14 protein-coding genes are annotated in these 18,660 nt (G+C 61.6%); 7 read left to right on the forward strand and 7 right to left on the reverse strand.

Features of this window, described 5'->3' with window-relative positions:
* Positions 1–88 precede the first annotated feature (88 nt).
* The 6 genes from lexA (at position 89) to AC1RL4_RS00030 (ending at position 8,530) form a co-directional block, all read left to right on the forward strand.
* Complete coding sequence (gene lexA, locus AC1RL4_RS00005) at positions 89–706, forward strand: transcriptional repressor LexA (RefSeq protein ID WP_019578464.1); 618 nt, start codon at positions 89–91, stop codon at positions 704–706.
* Positions 706–1,323 carry a translesion DNA synthesis-associated protein ImuA gene (imuA, locus tag AC1RL4_RS00010; RefSeq protein WP_019578465.1) on the forward strand — a complete coding sequence of 206 codons (618 nt, stop codon included), beginning with the start codon at positions 706–708 and terminating at the stop codon, positions 1,321–1,323. The genes lexA and imuA overlap by 1 nt, the downstream gene beginning before the upstream one ends.
* Positions 1,324–1,330: 7 nt before the next feature.
* The gene (locus tag AC1RL4_RS00015) at positions 1,331–2,746 is read left to right on the forward strand and encodes a Y-family DNA polymerase (protein ID WP_230172071.1); all 1,416 of its coding nucleotides are present in this window, start codon (positions 1,331–1,333) and stop codon (positions 2,744–2,746) included.
* The gene (locus AC1RL4_RS00020) at positions 2,722–5,820 is read left to right on the forward strand and encodes an error-prone DNA polymerase (protein WP_196808787.1); all 3,099 of its coding nucleotides are present in this window, start codon (positions 2,722–2,724) and stop codon (positions 5,818–5,820) included. Before AC1RL4_RS00015 ends, AC1RL4_RS00020 begins: the two co-directional genes overlap by 25 nt.
* 228 nt (positions 5,821–6,048) lie before the next feature.
* Positions 6,049–8,112, forward strand: a complete 2,064-nt coding sequence (locus AC1RL4_RS00025) for a hybrid sensor histidine kinase/response regulator (RefSeq protein ID WP_230172072.1) — start codon at positions 6,049–6,051, stop codon at positions 8,110–8,112.
* 175 nt (positions 8,113–8,287) lie between these two features.
* Positions 8,288–8,530, forward strand: coding sequence for a DUF465 domain-containing protein (locus AC1RL4_RS00030; RefSeq protein ID WP_018927630.1), 243 nt, complete (start codon positions 8,288–8,290; stop codon positions 8,528–8,530).
* 196 nt (positions 8,531–8,726) lie between these two features.
* Here AC1RL4_RS00030 and AC1RL4_RS00035 read toward each other — a convergent pair whose 3' ends face one another.
* The 7 genes from AC1RL4_RS00035 to AC1RL4_RS00065 all read right to left on the reverse strand — a co-directional run bounded on the left by AC1RL4_RS00035 (position 8,727) and on the right by AC1RL4_RS00065 (position 17,252).
* Entirely contained in the window at positions 8,727–9,815 is a 1,089-nt protein-coding gene (locus AC1RL4_RS00035) for an SMP-30/gluconolactonase/LRE family protein (RefSeq protein ID WP_230172073.1), read from the reverse strand.
* Entirely contained in the window at positions 9,812–10,957 is a 1,146-nt protein-coding gene (locus AC1RL4_RS00040; protein WP_230172074.1) for an SRPBCC family protein, read from the reverse strand. The genes AC1RL4_RS00035 and AC1RL4_RS00040 overlap by 4 nt, the downstream gene beginning before the upstream one ends.
* A gap of 114 nt (positions 10,958–11,071) precedes the next feature.
* Positions 11,072–11,935 (reverse strand): LysR family transcriptional regulator, encoded by an 864-nt coding sequence (locus AC1RL4_RS00045; protein ID WP_007941771.1) that lies wholly within the window; start codon positions 11,933–11,935, stop codon positions 11,072–11,074.
* Positions 11,936–12,093: 158 nt separating this feature from the next.
* Positions 12,094–13,812 carry a hydrogenase maturation protein gene (locus AC1RL4_RS00050; RefSeq protein WP_230172075.1) on the reverse strand — a complete coding sequence of 573 codons (1,719 nt, stop codon included), beginning with the start codon at positions 13,810–13,812 and terminating at the stop codon, positions 12,094–12,096.
* A gap of 198 nt (positions 13,813–14,010) precedes the next feature.
* A complete protein-coding gene (locus AC1RL4_RS00055; RefSeq protein WP_028940961.1) occupies positions 14,011–15,858 on the reverse strand; it encodes an amidohydrolase in 1,848 nt (615 codons plus the stop codon).
* 306 nt (positions 15,859–16,164) lie between these two features.
* Positions 16,165–16,479 (reverse strand): SCP2 sterol-binding domain-containing protein, encoded by a 315-nt coding sequence (locus tag AC1RL4_RS00060; protein ID WP_007941766.1) that lies wholly within the window; start codon positions 16,477–16,479, stop codon positions 16,165–16,167.
* Between the two features lie 62 nt (positions 16,480–16,541).
* Positions 16,542–17,252 carry a histidine phosphatase family protein gene (locus AC1RL4_RS00065; RefSeq protein WP_096480606.1) on the reverse strand — a complete coding sequence of 237 codons (711 nt, stop codon included), beginning with the start codon at positions 17,250–17,252 and terminating at the stop codon, positions 16,542–16,544.
* Positions 17,253–17,455: 203 nt separating this feature from the next.
* Here AC1RL4_RS00065 and sohB point away from each other — a divergent pair, with 203 nt between their 5' ends.
* Positions 17,456–18,478, forward strand: coding sequence for a protease SohB (gene sohB, locus AC1RL4_RS00070; protein ID WP_019578475.1), 1,023 nt, complete (start codon positions 17,456–17,458; stop codon positions 18,476–18,478).
* Positions 18,479–18,660 lie beyond the last annotated feature (182 nt).

The raw sequence follows: 18,660 nt of genomic DNA on the forward strand, positions 1-18,660 counted from the left end.
TCTTTTGATCTTGTCCTTAAAGATCGCAGCCTCGTTTCACTCGACAGCTCCTACAAGTCCTTGCCAGGAAAAAGCCGAAAGAGTACAAATGTACTCCATGACGACTTTAACTCCCCGCCGTACCGCCATCCTGACCTTCATCCGCGATCGCATCGCCGAACACGGTCAGCCCCCGAGCCTCGCTGAAATCAGCGAGGCCTTCGGTTTCGCCTCCCGTAGCGTGGCGCGCAAGCACGTGCTGGCGCTGACCGAGGCGGGTTTCATCGAGGTCAATCCGCATCAGGCGCGCGGTATCCGCTTGTTGAACCAGCCGCCGCGGCCCGAGCTGCTGGACGTTCCGGTACTGGGCCGCGTGGCGGCCGGTGCGCCGATAGGGGCTGATGCCGAGGTCCACAAGCGCTTGCTGCTCGATCCGTCGATCTTCTCGCGGGTGCCTGACTACATGCTGCGGGTCCAGGGCGATTCGATGATCGAGGACGGCATTCTCGACGGCGATCTGGTGGGCGTGCGGCGCAATCCCGAAGCGCTCAACGGCCAGATCGTGGTGGCGCGGCTCGACGGCGAAGTCACCATCAAGCGTTTCGAGCGGGTCGGCGATGCCGTTCGCCTGTTGCCGCGCAATCCGGCTTACCAGCCGATCATTGTTCGAGCCGATCAGGAGCTGGCCATCGAAGGCGTGTTCTGTGGTCTGGTGAGGCAAGGGTGATGGGCGCCGTCGTTGCGCTGGATACGCTGTTCAATGGCGGCCAGGTCTGGAAGGGCCGACCTGCGCCACCGGCCGTCAGCCCGCAACCCACGGGGCATGCGGCGCTGGATGCGGCGTTGCCGAGCGGTGGCTGGCCGGAAGCGGCGCTGAGCGAAATCCTCCTGGCCGGGCAGGGCGTGGGTGAGTTGCAACTGGTGTGGCCGACGCTGGCACGGCTGTCGGCGGCGGGCGAGCGCATCGTGCTGGTGGCGCCGCCTTACGTGCCGTATCCCCAGGCCTGGCAGAACGCCGGGGTCGATCTGCGCCAGTTGTCGATCATCCAGGCCAGCGAGCGCGATGCGCTGTGGGCGGCGGAACAATGCCTGCGTTCGGGCAGTTGCGGGGCGGTGTTGTGCTGGCCGCACAAGGCCGATGACCGGGCGTTGCGACGTTTGCAGGTGGCGGCCGAAACCGGGCAGACCCTGGCGTTCGCCTATCGCTCGCTCAGTGAAGCCATCAACCCGTCGCCAGCGGCCCTGCGCATCGCCATCGACGCCAAGCCTGCTCAGTTGCGGGTGCTCAAGTGCCGGGGCGGGCTGGCCCGTTCGGCGCCGATTGCCTTTGCCGTGGGGCATTGAGGTTGCCATGCGCTGGGTGTGCATTGTCTTCCCGCAATTGGCGCTGGACGCGGTACTGCGTCAGCGCCCCGACCCCGATGAGCCGTTGGCGCTGCTGACCGGCCCGGCCCAGCGGCGGGTGCTGCAGGCGGTCAACGGTGCGGCGCGGGCGCTGGGTTTGCGACCCGGTCAGTCGATGACCGCCGCCCAGGCGCTGAGCAAAGGGTTCGTCACCGCCGAATACGATGCCGCCGAAATCGAACATTGGCAGCAGTTCCTGGCCGCCTGGGCCTATCGGTTCAGCTCCCAGGTCAGCGTGCATTACCCGCGTGCCGTGGTGTTTGAAATCGAATCCAGCCTGGGCTTGTTCGGCCCTTGGCCGCAGTTCGAGGCGCGGCTGCGCGCCGAGCTCGCTGAGCTGGGGTTTCGCCATCGGATTGTCGCCGCGCCCAACCCGGTGGCGGCGCGGGTGCTGGCCAACGTTTATGACGGTCTGGTGGTGCCGGACAATCAAGCCTTGCAGCATCACCTCGGGCAACTGCCCGTCGATCGCATTGCCCTGGAGCCCAGCGTTGCTACAGCGTTATCGCGCATGGGGCTGCGCACCTTGAGTCAGGTGCAGGCGCTACCGCGGCATAGCCTGGCCCGGCGTTTCGAGGCCCAGGTGCTCAAGCATCTGGACAGCCTGTTCGGTGAGCGGCGGCTGGCGCTGGCGTTTTACCTGCCGCCGGACCGTTTCGATGTGCGCATCGAGCTCAACTTCGATGTGCAATCCCATCAGGCATTGTTGTTTCCTTTAAGACGATTGACCGGCGATCTGTCGGCGTTCCTCTGCGGCCGGGACAGCGGCGTGCAACGTTTCGACTTGCACCTGGAACACGCCGGCTTGCCGGACACCGTGATCAAGGTCGGCCTGCTCAGCGCCGAGCGCGATCCGGCGATGCTGTTCGAACTGGCCCGAGGGCGGCTGGAACAGGTTCAGGTCGAAGCCCCGGTGCGCGGTTTTCGTCTGCGCGCCGAAGATCTACCCGCCTTCGTGCCCCAGTATCAGGAACTGTTCGACGACCGTCCGCAGCAGTCCTTGCCTTGGGAGCAACTGCGTGAACGCTTGCGCGCACGGCTGGGGGATGACGCGGTGCAGGGCTTGCGCTTCCAGGCTGATCACCGCCCGGAATGCGCGTGGCAGACCACTGTCGACAGCCAGGCCTGCGAGGGGCTGCCTGCCGTGCAACGCCCGGGCTGGTTGCTGACTGAACCGCAGGCGGTACACGAAAGCTCGACGCGCATCCTCATGGGGCCGGAGCGCATCGAGTCCGGCTGGTGGGACGGCGACGACGTGCGCCGCGATTACTACCTGATCGAAACCCGTTCCGGTCAGCAGGGCTGGGCCTATCGGGCGGTGGGCGAAGACGGTCCGTTGTGGCTGCAAGGCTGGTTCGCATGAGCGTCGACTATGCCGAGCTGCACTGCCTGTCCAACTTCAGTTTCCAGCGCGGTGCCTCCAGTGCGCTTGAGCTTTTTCAACGGGCGAAAAAGCAGGGCTATCAGGCGCTGGCGATCACCGACGAATGCACCCTGGCGGGTATCGTCCGTGCCTGGCAGGCGGCCAAGACCGTGGAGTTGCCGCTGATCATCGGCAGCGAAATACGTATCGAAAATGGCCCGAAACTGGTGCTGCTGGTGGAAAACCTCGAGGGTTATCAAGCCCTGTGCCGACTGATTACCCGCGCCAGACGCCGCACACAGAAAGGCCAGTATCAGGTGCTGCGGGAGGATTTCAGCGAGCCGTTGCCGGGGCTGTTGGCGTTGTGGGCGCCGGACGCCGTCGATGATTTTGCGCAGGGCCATTGGCTGAAGCAGAGCTTCGCCGAGCGCCTGTGGCTGAGCGTTCAGTTACATCGCGGGCAGGACGACACCCGGCGACTGGCGGCACTGCTGACCCTGGCGCGGGAACTGCGGATCCCGGCGGTGGCCAGCGGCGATGTGCATATGCACGCCCGCGGCCGGCGCGCCTTGCAGGACACCATGACCGCAATCCGCCATCACGTTCCCGTGGCCGAGGCCGGGTTGCGTCTGCACCCCAATGGCGAACGGCATTTGCGCAGCCTCGACGACTTGCGCGATCTCTACCCACAGGCGCTGCTCGACGAGACGCTGAACATCACCCGGCGCTGTACTTTCGACCTCGGTCAGTTGCGTTATCAATATCCCCGGGAACTGGTGCCCGAGGGGCACACGGCCACGTCCTGGTTGCGGGTACTGGCAGAAAAGGGGATTCGCTGGCGCTGGGAAAAAAGCCCCAAGGCCGAGGTGTTGGCGCAGATCGACAAAGAACTGGAGCTGATTGCCGAGCTGGGGTACGAGAGTTATTTCCTGACGGTTCACGACATTGTGAATTTCGCCCGCCAGCAACACATCCTTTGCCAGGGCCGCGGTTCTGCCGCCAACTCGGCGGTGTGCTTCGTGCTGGGGATCACGGAGATCGACCCGGATCGCAGCACGCTGCTGTTCGAGCGCTTTCTCTCCAGGGAGCGCAACGAACCGCCGGATATCGACGTGGATTTCGAGCACGAGCGGCGCGAAGAAGTCCTGCAGTATGTGTTTCAGCGTTATGGCCGGGCCCGTGCGGCGCTGACGGCGGTGGTCAGCACTTACCACGGTGCCGGCGCAATCCGCGACGTGGCCAAGGCGTTGGGTTTGCCGCCGGATCAGGTCAACGCCCTGGCCGACTGTTGCGGCCACTGGAGTAATCAGGCGCCGCCCGTCGAGCGTCTGCGTGAGGGTGGTTTCGATCCCGATAGCCCGGTGTTGCGCCGAGTGCTGAGCCTGACCCAACAGTTGATCGGTTTCCCCCGGCACCTGTCCCAGCACCCTGGCGGTTTCGTGATTTCCGAGCAGCCTCTGGACAGCCTGGTGCCGGTGGAAAACGCCGCCATGGCCGAGCGCACCATCATCCAGTGGGACAAGGACGATCTGGATGCGGTCGGGCTGCTCAAGGTCGATATTCTGGCGCTGGGCATGCTCAGCGCGATTCGCCGTTGTTTCGATCTGCTGCGTCGGCACCGAGGCCGCGACCTGAGCCTGGCGACGGTGCCGGCCGAAGACCCGCAAACCTACGAGATGATTGGCCATGCGGACACCATCGGGGTGTTCCAGATCGAGTCCCGGGCACAGATGTCGATGTTGCCCAGGCTCAAGCCCAAGAACTTCTACGATCTGGTGATCGAGGTGGCGATCGTTCGTCCGGGGCCGATTCAGGGCGGGATGGTGCATCCCTACCTGCGGCGGCGTAAGGGCGAAGAAGAGGTGAAATACCCGTCGAAAGAACTTGAAGCGGTGCTCAAGCGTACGCTGGGCGTGCCGCTGTTCCAGGAACAGGTGATGCAGATCGCGATTGTCGCCGCCGACTACAGCCCCGGCGAGGCCGATCAGTTACGTCGCTCCATGGCGGCCTGGAAACGCCATGGCGGACTGGAACCGCACAAGGAACGTTTGGCGGACGGTATGAAGAAAAACGGCTACACGGCGGAGTTCGCCGCGCAGATCTTCGAGCAGATCAAAGGCTTCGGCGATTACGGTTTTCCCGAATCCCACGCCGCCAGTTTCGCCTTGCTGACCTACGCCAGTTGCTGGTTGAAATGCCACGAGCCGGCGGCTTTTGCCTGTGCGCTGATCAACAGCTGGCCGATGGGGTTCTACAGCCCGGACCAGATTCTCCAGGACGCCCGCCGCCATCATTTGCAGATTCGCCCGGTGGACGTGCGGGCCAGTGACTGGGATTGCAGCCTGGAACCGATCACCGGCGCGCAGCCGGCGATACGCATGGGGCTGCGGATGATCAAGGGCTTTCGCGAAGACGATGCCCGGCGCATCGAGATAGCAAGGTCGAAAGGGGCGTTTGCCGACATCGCCGACCTCGGCGAGCGGGCACGACTCGATGCTCGCGCCCAGGAGCAACTGGCCGATGCCGGTGCGCTGCGCGGGCTGGCCGGTGATCGGCATCGGGCGCGCTGGGAGGTGGCGGGGGTGCAGAAGCAGCTCGGTTTGTTTGCCGGTCTGCCGAGTCAGGAAGAGCCGGCGGTGGATCTGCCCAAACCCACCGTGGGCGAGGACCTGCAAGCCGATTACGCCAGTGTCGGCACCACCCTCGGCCCGCATCCGCTGGCGTTGCTGCGGGGGGAACTCAAGGCCCGGCGCTGTCGCAGCTCCAGGGAATTGCTGATGGTCGAGCATGGGCGTCCGGTCAGCGTCGCCGGGCTGGTCACCGGTCGGCAGCGTCCGGGAACCGCCAGCGGTGTGACCTTCGTGACCCTTGAAGACGAATTCGGCAACGTCAACGTGGTGGTCTGGCGAGATCTGGCCGAACGGCAACGGCAGGTATTGGTCGGCTCGCAATTGCTCAAGGTCGACGGGCGCTGGGAAAAGGTGGGCGAGGTGCGGCACCTGATTGCCGGACGCTTGAGCGACCTGAGTTCATTGCTCGACGGTATTCATGTGCGCAGTCGGGATTTCCACTGAGCCTTGGTGGTGGATATGTCACCTGTGCAGGAGCAGCTTGCCGCAGGGGCCGGTCGAGAATCAGCTATACCTCAATGAAACCATTGGCGTCGGCAGTGCTCGAAACAAACGGGCAGGCACCGTCTCCTCATGCTGTTGCACTGCCTGAAAACATGTCATTCACAAGGCATAGGCCAGTCGATGCAGTTTCTAGACAATAGCCACGGTTGTACCGGTTGGAGCGGCGAAATGGCCGAACGCATTCGCGCGTTCGACTGGAGCCTGACCGAACTCGGGCGCATCGACACCTGGCCCGGGAGTCTGTGCAGCGCGGTGCAGTTACTGCTCGCTTCACCGCTGCCGATGGTGATGCTGTGGGGCCGCCCCGGTTACATGATCTATAACGACGCCTACTCAAGATTTGCCGGTGGCCGCCATCCTTACCTGCTGGGCTCCCCGGTGGAGTTGGGCTGGCCGGAGGTCGCCGAATTCAATCGGCATGTGGTGGACACCTGCCTTGCGGGCGGCACCTTGTCCTATCACAACAAAGCCCTGGTATTGCTGCGCGACGGCGTTCCCGAAGACGTCTGGATGGACCTTTACTACAGCCCGGTCGCCGATGATGACGGGTGTCCCGCCGGGGTCATGGCAATAGTGGTCGAAACCACTGACCATGTGATTTCCGAACGTCGACGCCAGGAAGCCGAAGACGCCTACCGTGCCGACAATGAAAGGGTTCGCCTGGCCCTCAATGCCGGGGCTTTGCTCGGCTCGTTTGTCTGGGACATCAAGGCTGATGTGCTGTCGGGCGACGAGCGATTCGCCCGCACGTTTTCCTATCCGCCAGGCCAGGACCTGGCCAACCTGCCACCGGCCATCGCCCAAATGCAGATCCATCCCGATGATCGCAGCTGGGCCCGGGAGCGGATGAATCAGTCGGTGGAAACCGGCGTGCCCTATAACGCCGAATATCGGGTCCTGCGTCCCGATGGCAGTTACCTGTGGGTGCTCGCCAGCGGGTGTTGCGAGTTCAATGAACAAGGTGAAGCGTTGCGCTTTCCCGGGGTGTTGATCGACATCCACGAACGCAAGATTGCCGAAGAGTCCTTGCTCAAGTTCACCCGCAACCTGGAGCAACGAGTCGCTGAAGAAGTCGAGGCGCGGCTGGCGGCCGAAGAGCAGCTGCGTCAATCACAGAAACTCGAAGCCATTGGCGGTCTCACCGGCGGGGTGGCCCATGACTTCAACAACCTGTTACAGGTGATCGCCGGCAACCTGCACTTGCTGGCGCGTCATGAGCCGGATAACGCCAACGTGCAGCGCCGGGTCGGCGCCTCAATTGCCGCAGTCGAGCGCGGGGCCAAATTGTCTTCGCAATTACTCGCCTTTGCCCGACGTCAGCCGTTGTCACCGGCCGTATGCGACCCACGGCAGATCTTCGAAGACCTCGGGGAATTATTGCAGCGCGCGCTGGGAGAGACGATCCAGATCAAGGTGTCCGCACCTGACGATCCATGGCACTTCTACGTGGACTGCAATCAACTGGAAAACGCCATTCTCAACCTTGCGATCAACGCCCGAGATGCCATGAACGGCGAGGGGACCATTGCCCTCAGCGCAGAGAACATCGTCCTCGACCGCAAGTTTTGCGCCGGCAAGGGCATCGTCGCTGGCGATTATGTCTGCGTGACGGTGGCGGACTCGGGCGTCGGCATGCCGCCGCAAGTGCTTGCACAGGCCTTCGAGCCGTTTTTCACCACCAAGGCTGATGGTCAAGGCACCGGCCTGGGTTTGAGTATGGTGTTCGGGTTCGTCAAACAGAGCGGCGGGCATATCGAGATTTCCAGCGTCGTCGGGCGGGGCACTCGGGTGCAGCTGTATTTCCCTCGCAGCTTGCGCCCGTTGCCTGACGAAACAATGCGCCATGCTCCGCAGCACCGGGGCGGGCATGAAACCATTCTGGTGGTCGAGGACAACGAAGCGGTGCGCAGTTCGGCCGTGGACTTGTTGTGCGAAGAGGGCTATCAGGTCCTGACCGCGGCCAACGGTGACCTGGCGATGCAGATGTTGCTCGACGGTGCGACAGTGGACCTGATCTTTACCGACGTGGTCATGCCCGGCTTGATCAAAAGCTCGGACCTGGCCGCCTGGGCCAAGGTGCAAAACCCTCCGGTGGCGGTGTTGTTTACCTCCGGACACACCCGCGACATCATTACGCGCGATCACCAACTCAGCTCCGACACTTATCTGCTGAGCAAACCTTATGGTCCCGAGGCGCTGACGCGAATGGTTCGTACGGTACTCGGTGGTTGATTCAAGGGGGGCTTTCCAGGCGCTCGGGCAAGGGGATATCGCGTTTGCGACAGGACGACGAACGGACACCGCTGGTCTGATAGACGGTCGACAGAACCGGGTAAGCGAGGCCATTCTGATAATTGGCGAACGCCATCGATCACGTTTGCCACCGATTAACAAACGGAGGTGTTCCATGCCGGTGACCCATGACCTTTACCAGGACTTGCGCTGCACGAAGGAAGAGATCCAGCAAAAACGCACCAAGGATCCGTTACTGGATTCACTGCTCAACAAGTACACCCAGGCGGACGCAGAGGTGGTGAAGGCCGAGTCCGCACAATCGGATGCGCCCAGCGATGAGGTACTGAAGAAGCTCAAGGAGAAGCGTGTGCAGGTCAAGGACAAGATCGCTGAGCGACTTAAGACGCCGTCCTGAGACGCTGTGCAGAATCACCGACGACCGGTGACTGAACAATTGGAACGGGGGGATCAATACGGGATCCGCATTGATGCAAAATCAAAAAATCGCAGCCTTCGATAGCTCCTACAGATTCAGTGTTCGCCGCTACTTCGTGGATGAACGCTATCCCGTGTAGGAGCTGCCGAAGGCTGCGATCTTTTGATGACACCCTCTATTTCAACGCCGTGCTCAACGGCAACCGCGCCATGTGCCGCGCTTTCAGCGACCCCAGATACAACCAGTCCCCATACTCGCGCACGGTGGTGATGGGGGAGTAGTTGCCGCTGCTGGCATCCTGCAGATTGGCAATCACTTTGCCGTCGAGGTCCAGTCCCAGGACGAAGGCTCGTTTCTCCAGGGGCTTGGGCAGAATAGTCATCGCCCGCACGATCATTTTGCGTACCAGAGGGTAAGGCGCCGTGGTGTCGAGCAGTGCATTGCGCGGTGCGTACAGCGCCACCCAGAAACGGTCGCGGCCATTGAATGCCAGGTTGTCCGGTAGCCCCGGCAAATTGTCGATGAACAGATCGTGGGTGCCGGCTTTCGGCCCGGTCAGCCAATAGCGGCTGATGCGATAGGCGCCAGTTTCATTGACCAGCACAAACGCGTCGTCAGGCCCCAGAGTCACGCCGTTGGCGAACTCCAGTTTGTCCAGCAGGACCGCCGTATTGCCGGTCTGGAAGTTATAACGCAGCAAACGGCCGTCGCCACCGTGCTCGATGATCGCCTCTCCGTCCTTGCCGTAGCCCCAACGGCTGGAGGAGTCGCTGAAGTAGGCGTAATGCCCGGGCTTGTCGATGGCCACGTCATTGGTAAACCCGAAGGGCAGGTTGTTGGCCGTGGTGGTCAATGGAATCAACCGGCCCTGAGCGTCGAGCGACAGCAAACCTTTGACCCCGTCGGCGATCACCAACAAACCATTGGGGTGCCGCGCCAGGCCCAGCGGCCTGCCGCCGGTATCGGCCAGCACCTGGGTGGCTTTGCCGTCGAGGCTGGTGCGAATCAACCGGCCGTCATGCAGGCCGGTGATAAGGACGTCTTTCTCCAGCAGCAACGCCTCAGGGCCGTCGATGTCAGCAGCACCGACCCTTTTCACGCCTTTGAGTCGCTGATTGTCGGCGTAGATGCCATCGACGAGGGAGGGCGCCGTGGGTGGTGTCCAGGCTACCGGTTGAACCTTGGTCGGCAATAAAAACAGCAAGGCGCTGATCACGATGATCAGCAGCAGCAACCAATGCCGAAACTTGAGGGGTCTTTTCATGCGCTGACTCCTGTCAGGGCCAGATGTTTTTGCGCCATCTCGCGTAACGCCAGCATCGACACCGCCGATTCGCGCTCGATGCGCCGCTTGAGCACCAGACGATTGGCAATGCGCATTGCCAGGCCGCTGAAGCTGTATTCCAGAGTGCGGACAAACCGTGTGTCATCGCCCTCAACCTCACACTCGTAAGTCACCATCAACGACAGACCATGACTGCCTCGGGCCCGAGCCCTCCAGCGGCGTCCGGGCAGGTATTCGTCGACTTCCCAGCTCAAATGCCCCTCACGCCCGCCGGCCCGAATGTCTTCCTCGAACCGTGCTCCGGCATACAACGGCCCGTTCTGCCCGTCGACCTTGAGGGAGGACGGATGCCACTGCGGCCAATGGGTCACGGTGCTGGCGTAGGCGAGCACAGCCACTGGGTTTCCAGCGATGTCGATCACATGCCGCATACGGGTCATGGACGTTCTCGTCAGGTGCGGGGGCGCTTGCTCCGGTTCCCAGTAGAGGGTGCCGAACAGGTAGTCCATCAGGGGCAACACGATATTGAAATTGCGTTCCTGCATCAGCTCACGACGGTGATGTAGCTCATGCAGACGGCGCATCTGGCGGATCCACGGCAAACGCGTCACCGGGTTGCCGGGCGGTAGATGCTCGCAGGCATGGAACACCTCGTAGGTCAGGTAACCGAGCACCATGCAGCCGCCAAACAGCCCCGCGACGTTGCTATTGAACTGAGCCAGCAACCACCAGGCAGGCCCCGTGATGACGAGGGTGTGCAACACGATCAGCCAGGCTGGAAACAGAATCACCCGCCAGTCCCGGGCGCTGTCGTAGGTCATGTGGCCGGGGGTGAAAAAGCTGTGATGGTCACCGGCGTGACGGGCGTAGAACATCCGCGCCAGGCTCTTTTTGTGGTGCCCCAGATGCCGATGCACGACGTACACGCCGAAGTTGAAGAACAACAGGGTCAGCGGCACCGCCAGCCATTCCAGCGGTTGCACCTGATGCACCGTGCTCCAGAACCCACCGATGGCCAGCAACCCGAACAGCAACACAAAAGCGCCGTGCAACCAAGGGTTGTAGAGCGGATGAATATCGGCACGGTAGCGCGCGCGGAACGCTTCGGTGGTCTGCCTCACTGGGTTCACCTGTGGTTATTGTTATAACCAGCAGATTAGCCGATCCCGCCGCACAGGCAGGCCGAACCTTGAGGACACAAGCGCCATGCTCCGGTGCGAGACGCCCGTATGGTGTCAGGTCAGCGGGTTCCAGCGCTGGGACCAGTCGTCGTCCGTCTTGATCACTTCCCGCAGCAAGTCGAACGCCCGTTGCAGAGTCGCCGAGTCGCGGTCCCGGGAGTAAACCAGATAGGTCGGGTAACTGAACTCCGGAGCTTTGGGCACTTGTTCCAGCAAGCCGTTTTCCAGGTAACTCTGGACCACCCGGGTGCGGAAATAGCCGCTGCCGCCGTTTTCCAGGATGTATTGCAAGGCCAGCGGGCCGAGGTTGAAGCTCAGGGCTGCCTTGGCTTTTTCCGGCAGCGCCGCATCGTGCTGACGACGGAAATCCGGGCCCCAGTCGATATACACGTAAGGATCGGGTTTTCCGGCCAAGCGTACCAGGATCAGTTTTTCTTCCAGCACCTGCTCAACTTGCAGGCGTGGCCAGTACTCGGGCTGATAGACCAGCGCCGCATCCAGCACCCCCAACTCCAGTTGGCGCAGCAGGTTTTCGCCGTCGCGGATTTCCATGCGCAGGGCGTGGCTGGGAATCTTCTCGCGCAGTTCCCCGGCCCAACTGAGCATCAACGGGTTGCACAGGCTGACCTCGCCACCGATGTGCAGCACGTCGCGGTAGCCCTCGGGCAGCGGCAAGTCCCGGCGTGCGGCTTCCCAGGTCTGCACCAGTTGATTGGCGTAAACCACAAAAGCCTCGCCGTTCGGCGTCAGGCGCGCGCCGGCGCGATTGCGCACAAACAGCGTGCTGCCCAGCTGACTTTCGAGCTTCTGCACCCGGGCAGTGATCGCGGTCTGGGTGACGTGCAGCTTTTCAGCCGCCGCGGCCAGGCTGCCGTGGCGGACAATTTCCAGAAAGGTGCGGGCGAGGTCGATGTCCATGGGCAGGCCGATGTGGGAGGTGCGGGCATTGTAAGAGCAGCCATGGTCTTCCGATACCGTCTGTGGCGAGGGAGCTTGCTCCCACTGGGGCGCGAAGCGGCCCCAAGCTCCCTCGCCACAGAGTTCACTGTCCGGCCTGATCACCTCGTGCCAAACAATCAGTCCGCCAACTCAATCTCCTTCACCACCGCCCAATCGGCCACCAACCGCTGCGGCGTGCCACACGCCTTGCGCTTAAGCACAAAATTACGGCACTTCTCGGCGAACTGTTTACGGTTTTGCACCATGTCCTGGTGCATTTCTTCCAGCTCGGCATTGCGGCAGTGCTGCATCAATTGAGTATCGAACCGGTTTTTACGCTCACGCACCGCTTGGTACGCCGGATCACTCAACGCTCCATTGGCGCGCTGCAACAGCCACAGGCCAAACTCGTCCGGGCAGCGCGGACCGATTTCCTGGACCATGCCTAACTGCAAGGCCTGGACGGCGCTGATCGGCAGACAGTCTTCGGTGAGTTTTTCCGCCATCGCCGTGCCGACGGCGCGGGGCAGGCTGTAGGTCCAGTATTCGGAGCCGTACAGGCCCATGGTTTTGTAATGGGGGTTGAGCACGATGTCGGAGCGGGCGAAAACAATATCGGCAGCCAGCGCCAGCATCACGCCACCGGCCCCGGCATTGCCGGTCAGGCCGCTGACCACCAGTTGCCGGGCGCCGAGCAGTTCCTGGCAGACGTCGTCGATCGCCTGAATATTGGCCCAGGCTTCCAGCCCCGGAACCGCTGCGGCCTGGATCACATTGAGGTGCACGCCGTTGGAGAAACTGCCGCGTCCACCCTTGAGCAGCAGCACTTGGGTGTCCCGGGACTTGGCCCAGCGCAGGGCCTCCACCAGTCGTTGGCACTGTTCGGTGCTCATGGCGCCGTTGTAAAACTCGAAGGTCAGCTCGCCGACATGCCCCGACTCGCGATAGCGGATCGGTTGATAGCTTTCGTTGTTAAACGGCTGAGAGGTGATCGACCAATCAAGGGTCGGGACTTGCGCAAGCTGTTCGGCGAGCACATGCCGGGCCGGACGCTTGAAGGTTTCTTCATCGGGCCGGGGTTTGCGTCGCAGCGAACCGATCCACAGGCTGTGATCACCAGTCGCGACCAGCACCGCATCGTCGTGCACCGCGAGAATCTCCCCCGGCGTGCCGCTGCGCGAATCCAGATGAGCGTCATACAGGTAATACTGACCGCCGGCCAGGCTGGCCAATACGCCGGGCTGACCGTCGGCGGCGTCGATGCTGCGTTTGATGAAGTGCGCGTTGTCGTGCCAGCTGAAGATCCGGTCAGCTTGCTTCATGTTCGGCTGCAAGCGGCCAATCACATGGCGTTGGCTGTAGTCCAAAGGCACTGGCTCGAAACCGTCGATAAACTTTTCCACGACTTCGCGGATACAGGTGATTGCCGCGTCGCTGACGCGCCCGTTGTACAACTCGGATTTGCGCAGACCCTGGGGCAGGTTGAATTCACAAGTGGCCCAGACCGGCCCGGCGTCCATTTCCTCCACCGCTTGCAAAGCTGTCACGCCCCAACGGCTGAGTTCACGGGTGATCGCCCAGTCCAGCGCACTGGCGCCACGGTCGCCGACGATGCCCGGATGAATGATCACCACAGGGCGCTTGAGGTTGCTCCACAGTTGCTGCGGTACCCGATCCTTGAGAAACGGGCAGATCACCAGATCGGCGCCGGAGTGTTCGATCTGTTCGCACACCGAGTCTTCATCGGTGAACAGCACCACGCTGGGCGAGTGGCCGGCCTGACGCAAGTCCAGCCAGGCCCGCTGGGTCAGGCCGTTGAACGCCGATGCCAGCAGAATGATTTTCAATGACCGCATGATTGACTCTTCCTTGAGAATGATCGGCCGCAGGCTCCCGATGAGCCGTCCTTGGCCTTCGATGGAAGAGCGATAGTAGAGAGTGTGGGGGGGAGGGCAACTGATCGAGATCAAGCTTGTGTCAGCGAGTGTTGCAGAGGCTAAAAATCAAAAGATCGTCCGAACGCGGCCCGAGCCTTCGGACGATCTTTTCTCTTTTCAAAACGCAAAACACGAACAGCCAAACGCCCCCCAGAACCCTTGAAAGTCACTGACCGGCGCCGACGACAACCGCGCCCGTTCATGGCTGTGGGCATGCACCGCGCAAGCGCCCACACACTGATGCACTTGCGCGGTCATTGGCGCCAGGGGTTTCCAGTGCCCCGGTACATTCACCACCGGCGACCACTCAGGCACCACCGGGATTGGCGGTGGCCCCAGTTTTTCGAACTCGACGCTACCGTGGACGATCTTGCCGTCGACAATGGTCAGCACCGACTCGATCCACTTTATGGCTTCGTCTTCGATGTGAAAGTAGTCCGCCGACAGCGCAATCAGGTCCGCCAGTTGCCCAACCTTGATCTGGCCTTTCTTGCCTTGTTCGGAGGAAAACCAGGCGCTGCCGTGGGTGAAGAGTTCCAGCGCCGTATCGCGGCTCAAGCCTTGTGGAGACAGGGCTAATCCGCCGACGGTACGGCCGCTGACCAGCCAGTACAGCGATGTCCAGGGGTTGTAGCTGGAGACGCGCGTGGCATCGGTGCCGGCGCCCACTGGAACGCCCTCGGCGAGCATGCGCGCGATCGGTGGCGTGGCTTCGGCCGCCTTGGCACCGTAACGGTCGACGAAGTACTCGCCCTGGAACGCCATGCGATCCTGAATGGCAATGCCCCCGCCCAACGCCTTGACCCGTTCGATGTTCCGGGGGGTGATGGTTTCGGCGTGATCGAAGAACCATGGCAAACCGTTGAATGGAATATCCCGGTTGACCTTCTCGAACACGTCGAGCATGCGGCTGATGGATTCGTTGTAGGTGGCGTGCAAACGGAAGGGCCAGCGCTGCTCCACCAGATGCCGCACCACCGGTTCCAGCTCCTGCTCCATGGTTTGCGGCAGGTCCGGGCGCGGTTCGAGAAAGTCTTCGAAATCCGCTGCCGAGAACACCAGCATCTCGCCGGCGCCGTTGTGCCGCAGGAAGTCATCGCCCTGGCCGTAATGGGAGGTGCTGGTCCAGTTCTTGAAGTCGGTCAGTTCTTCCTTGGGTTTCTGGGTGAACAGGTTGTAGGCAATGCGCACCGTGAGCTGTTTGTCTCTGGCCAATTGCTGGATGACTTGATAGTCGTCCGGGTAATTCTGATAACCGCCGCCGGCATCGATGGCGCTGGTGAGACCCAGTCGATTGAGTTCGCGCATGAACTGGCGGGTCGAGTTGACCTGATATTCCAGTGGCAGCTTCGGCCCCTTGGCCAGGGTCGAGTAGAGGATCATTGCGTTCGGGCGGGCGATCAGCATGCCGGTGGGGTCGCCATTGGCATCGCGCTGGATCTCGCCGCCCGGCGGGTTCGGCGTGTCGCGGGTGTAGCCGACCACTTTCAGTGCGGCACGGTTGAGCAGGGCGCGGTCGTAGAGGTGCAGGACGAACACTGGAGTGTCCGGCGCGGCTTTGTTCAGATCTTCAAGGGTCGGCATGCGTTTTTCGGCAAACTGGAATTCATTCCAGCCACCGACCACCCGCACCCATTGCGGGGTAGGGGTGCGGTCGGCCTGATCCTTGAGCATACGCAGGGCATCAGCCAGGGACGGCACGCCTTCCCAGCGCAGTTCAAGGTTGTAATTGAGGCCGCCACGAATCAGGTGCAAGTGGGAGTCGTTGAGGCCGGGAATCACTGTGCGGCCATGCAGGTCAACGATTTGTGTGCCGGGGCCTTGCAGGGCCATGGCCTGGGCATCGCTGCCGACCACCACAAAGCGCCCGTCCTTGATCGCGACGGCGCTGGCCTGGGGTTTCTTGCGGTCGACGGTGTGCAGGCGTCCGTTGTACAGAATCAGGTCGGCGGGGGTGTCGGGCATGGTTTTACTCCCTGCGGTTAGCGGACTGATCCAGGCACCGATGGCGCCTGCCGAAAGACCTTGCAGTACGCGGCGGCGACTGAAGTCGTTGTGCTCGTCAGGCGGGCTCATGGCAGTGCTCTCCACACAGTTCTTCATAAAAGAAGCGAGGGCAAACAGCCGATGTCTGACGCATGCGGCCAGAAGGAATATAGACGGCATATCCACAGATAGCCGTTTTTCCGAGGGTGAAAAACGACGAATCCCGCCACGAGGGGCGGGATTCGCATGCAGCCAGAGAGGCTCCCGAGAGCGGGAGCCGTCGTCTTAGCCTGGGAACAGCTCGGACAGTTTCATGGCCAGCATCATGTCGCCTTCAGCGCGCAGCTTGCCGCCCATGAACGCTTGCATGCCGTCGGTCGAACCGTCGACGATGCCTTCCAGGGTTTCGCCGTCCATCACCAGAGTCACCTGGGCGTCCGGGTTTTCGCCTTCTTGCAGCTCACAGGTGCCGTCTTTGACGATCAGCGAGAAGTTCTTGGTGTCGTCGATGCGGAAACCGAATACCAGGTCCAGACCGGCAGCAGCGGCTGGGTTGAACTTGGCTTTCATTGCTTGTACGGCATCAGCTACGGAGGTCATGGTTCGATCCTTTTGGGTAATAAGAGCTGGGTGAATACAGCCAGGGTCACAATAGTCCGGAATCAGCGAAACGTGATGAGTTCCGGGGCCTTCAGCAGTTGCAGGTGTGTATGACTGTTGAAGGAAGCCAGGGCCACCTCGCGACCACGAAACTTGAGCAGGTTGAGCGAGGTGTTGACGATTTGCCAGTTCAGCTCAAAGGCCTGCCGGGCAGGCATTTGCGTAATAAGGTGGAGCAGGGCAGTGATGGTGCCGCCGGAGGTGAACACGGCGATTTTCTGGGTGTTGTCGGCATTTTCGAGCAGCCGCTGCAGGCCAGCCTGTACACGATCGACGAAGCCCAGCCAGCTTTCCAGGCCCGGGGTGTCGTAGGTGCCGGCGAGCCAGCGCTCGATGATCAGGGCGAAGATGCGCTGGAACTCGGCACGGTTTTGCGCGGCGTTGCGCAGGATCTCCAGCGCCTCGGGCTCGTCTTCCAGCATGGCCGGCAGCAGGGCGCGGATCACCGCGTCGGCGTCGAACTCGTTGAAGGCCGAATCGATTTCCAGGGGCGGCACCGGCAAGCCCACGGCAGCGTACTGTTCCAGCGCGCTGGTGGCCGTATGTTGCTGACGGCGCAGGTCGCCCGACAGGCAGCGATCGAAGCTGACACCGAGTTCGGCCAGATGCTGGCCAAGGACTTCTGCCTGGCGAATACCGGTCGGCGACAGAACGTCATAGTCGTCTGCACCAAAGGAGGCCTGGCCATGTCGAATCAAATAGATGCTGCCCACGTCCGCGTCATCCCGGTACGTTGAAGGTTTGGCGAGGTTATGGGGATGACGGTGAGCTGTCAATGAAAAAACATACGCTTGTTTGAAATGCCCGTTACAGGCCTGTTGCCAGAGGTTTCACGACTGGTCGCCGGGCCGGCTCATGGGTATGCTGGAGGTATCCCGCGCGTGTTCATGCCGCGCATCGTGTTGAAGGAGTCTCTGTGGAGTTTTTGTCCGAGTACGCCAGTTTCCTGGCTAAAACCGTGACCCTGGTGATCGCCATTCTGGTGGTCCTGGCCAGTTTTGCGGCGTTGCGCAGCAAAGGTCGGCGCAAGTCGCACGGCCAGTTGCAAGTCAGCAAACTCAATGATTTCTACAAAGGGCTGCGCGAACGCCTGGAGCAAACCTTGCTCGACAAGGATCAGCTCAAGGCCTTGCGCAAATCCCAGGCTAAAACCGAGAAAAAGCAAAAGAAGAAACCTGAGGCCAAGCCGCGGGTGTTCGTGCTGGATTTCGACGGCGACATCAAGGCGTCGGCCACTGAAAGCCTGCGCCACGAAATCACCGCGCTGCTGACCCTCGCCACGCCAAAGGATGAAGTGGTGCTGCGCCTGGAAAGCGGCGGCGGCATGGTTCACAGCTACGGCCTGGCATCTTCGCAACTGGCGCGCATTCGCGAGGCCGGCGTGCCGTTGACCGTGTGCATCGACAAGGTCGCGGCCAGCGGCGGCTACATGATGGCGTGCATCGGCGAGAAAATTATCAGCGCACCGTTCGCGATTCTCGGCTCGATCGGCGTGGTGGCGCAGTTGCCCAACGTCAATCGCCTGCTGAAAAAGCATGACATCGACTTCGAAGTGCTCACGGCCGGTGAGTACAAGCGCACCCTGACAGTGTTTGGCGAAAACACCGAGAAGGGCCGGGAGAAATTCCAGGAAGAGCTGGACATCACCCATCAGCTGTTCAAAAACTTCGTTTCCCGCTATCGCCCGCAACTGGCTATCGATGAAGTGGCCACCGGGGAAATCTGGCTCGGTGTTTCGGCACTCGACAAGCAACTGGTGGACGAGCTCAAGACCAGCGACGAATACCTCGCTGAACGCGCTAAACAGTCCGAGCTCTATCATTTGCATTACGCCGAACGTAAAACCCTGCAGGAGCGCATCGGCATGGCGGCCAGCGGTTCGATCGATCGCGTATTGCTGAGCTGGTGGAGCCGGTTGACCCAGCAACGCTTCTGGTAACCGTACCAGGCATCACCGTCAGTAAAAAAACCGTGGATTGCCCACGGTTTTTTTTGACCTTCGGAAGGTGTCCACTCACCCTCAAGAAATAACGAATTTTCCTAATGCCATTGTCGATCGGTCGCGCTTTCGTGTGGAGTCAGGTGGGGTAGGGTGACAGGCCTGAATTGACTGCAATGGAT

This window comes from Pseudomonas sp. GW822-FHT07A10 (assembly GCF_058798795.1).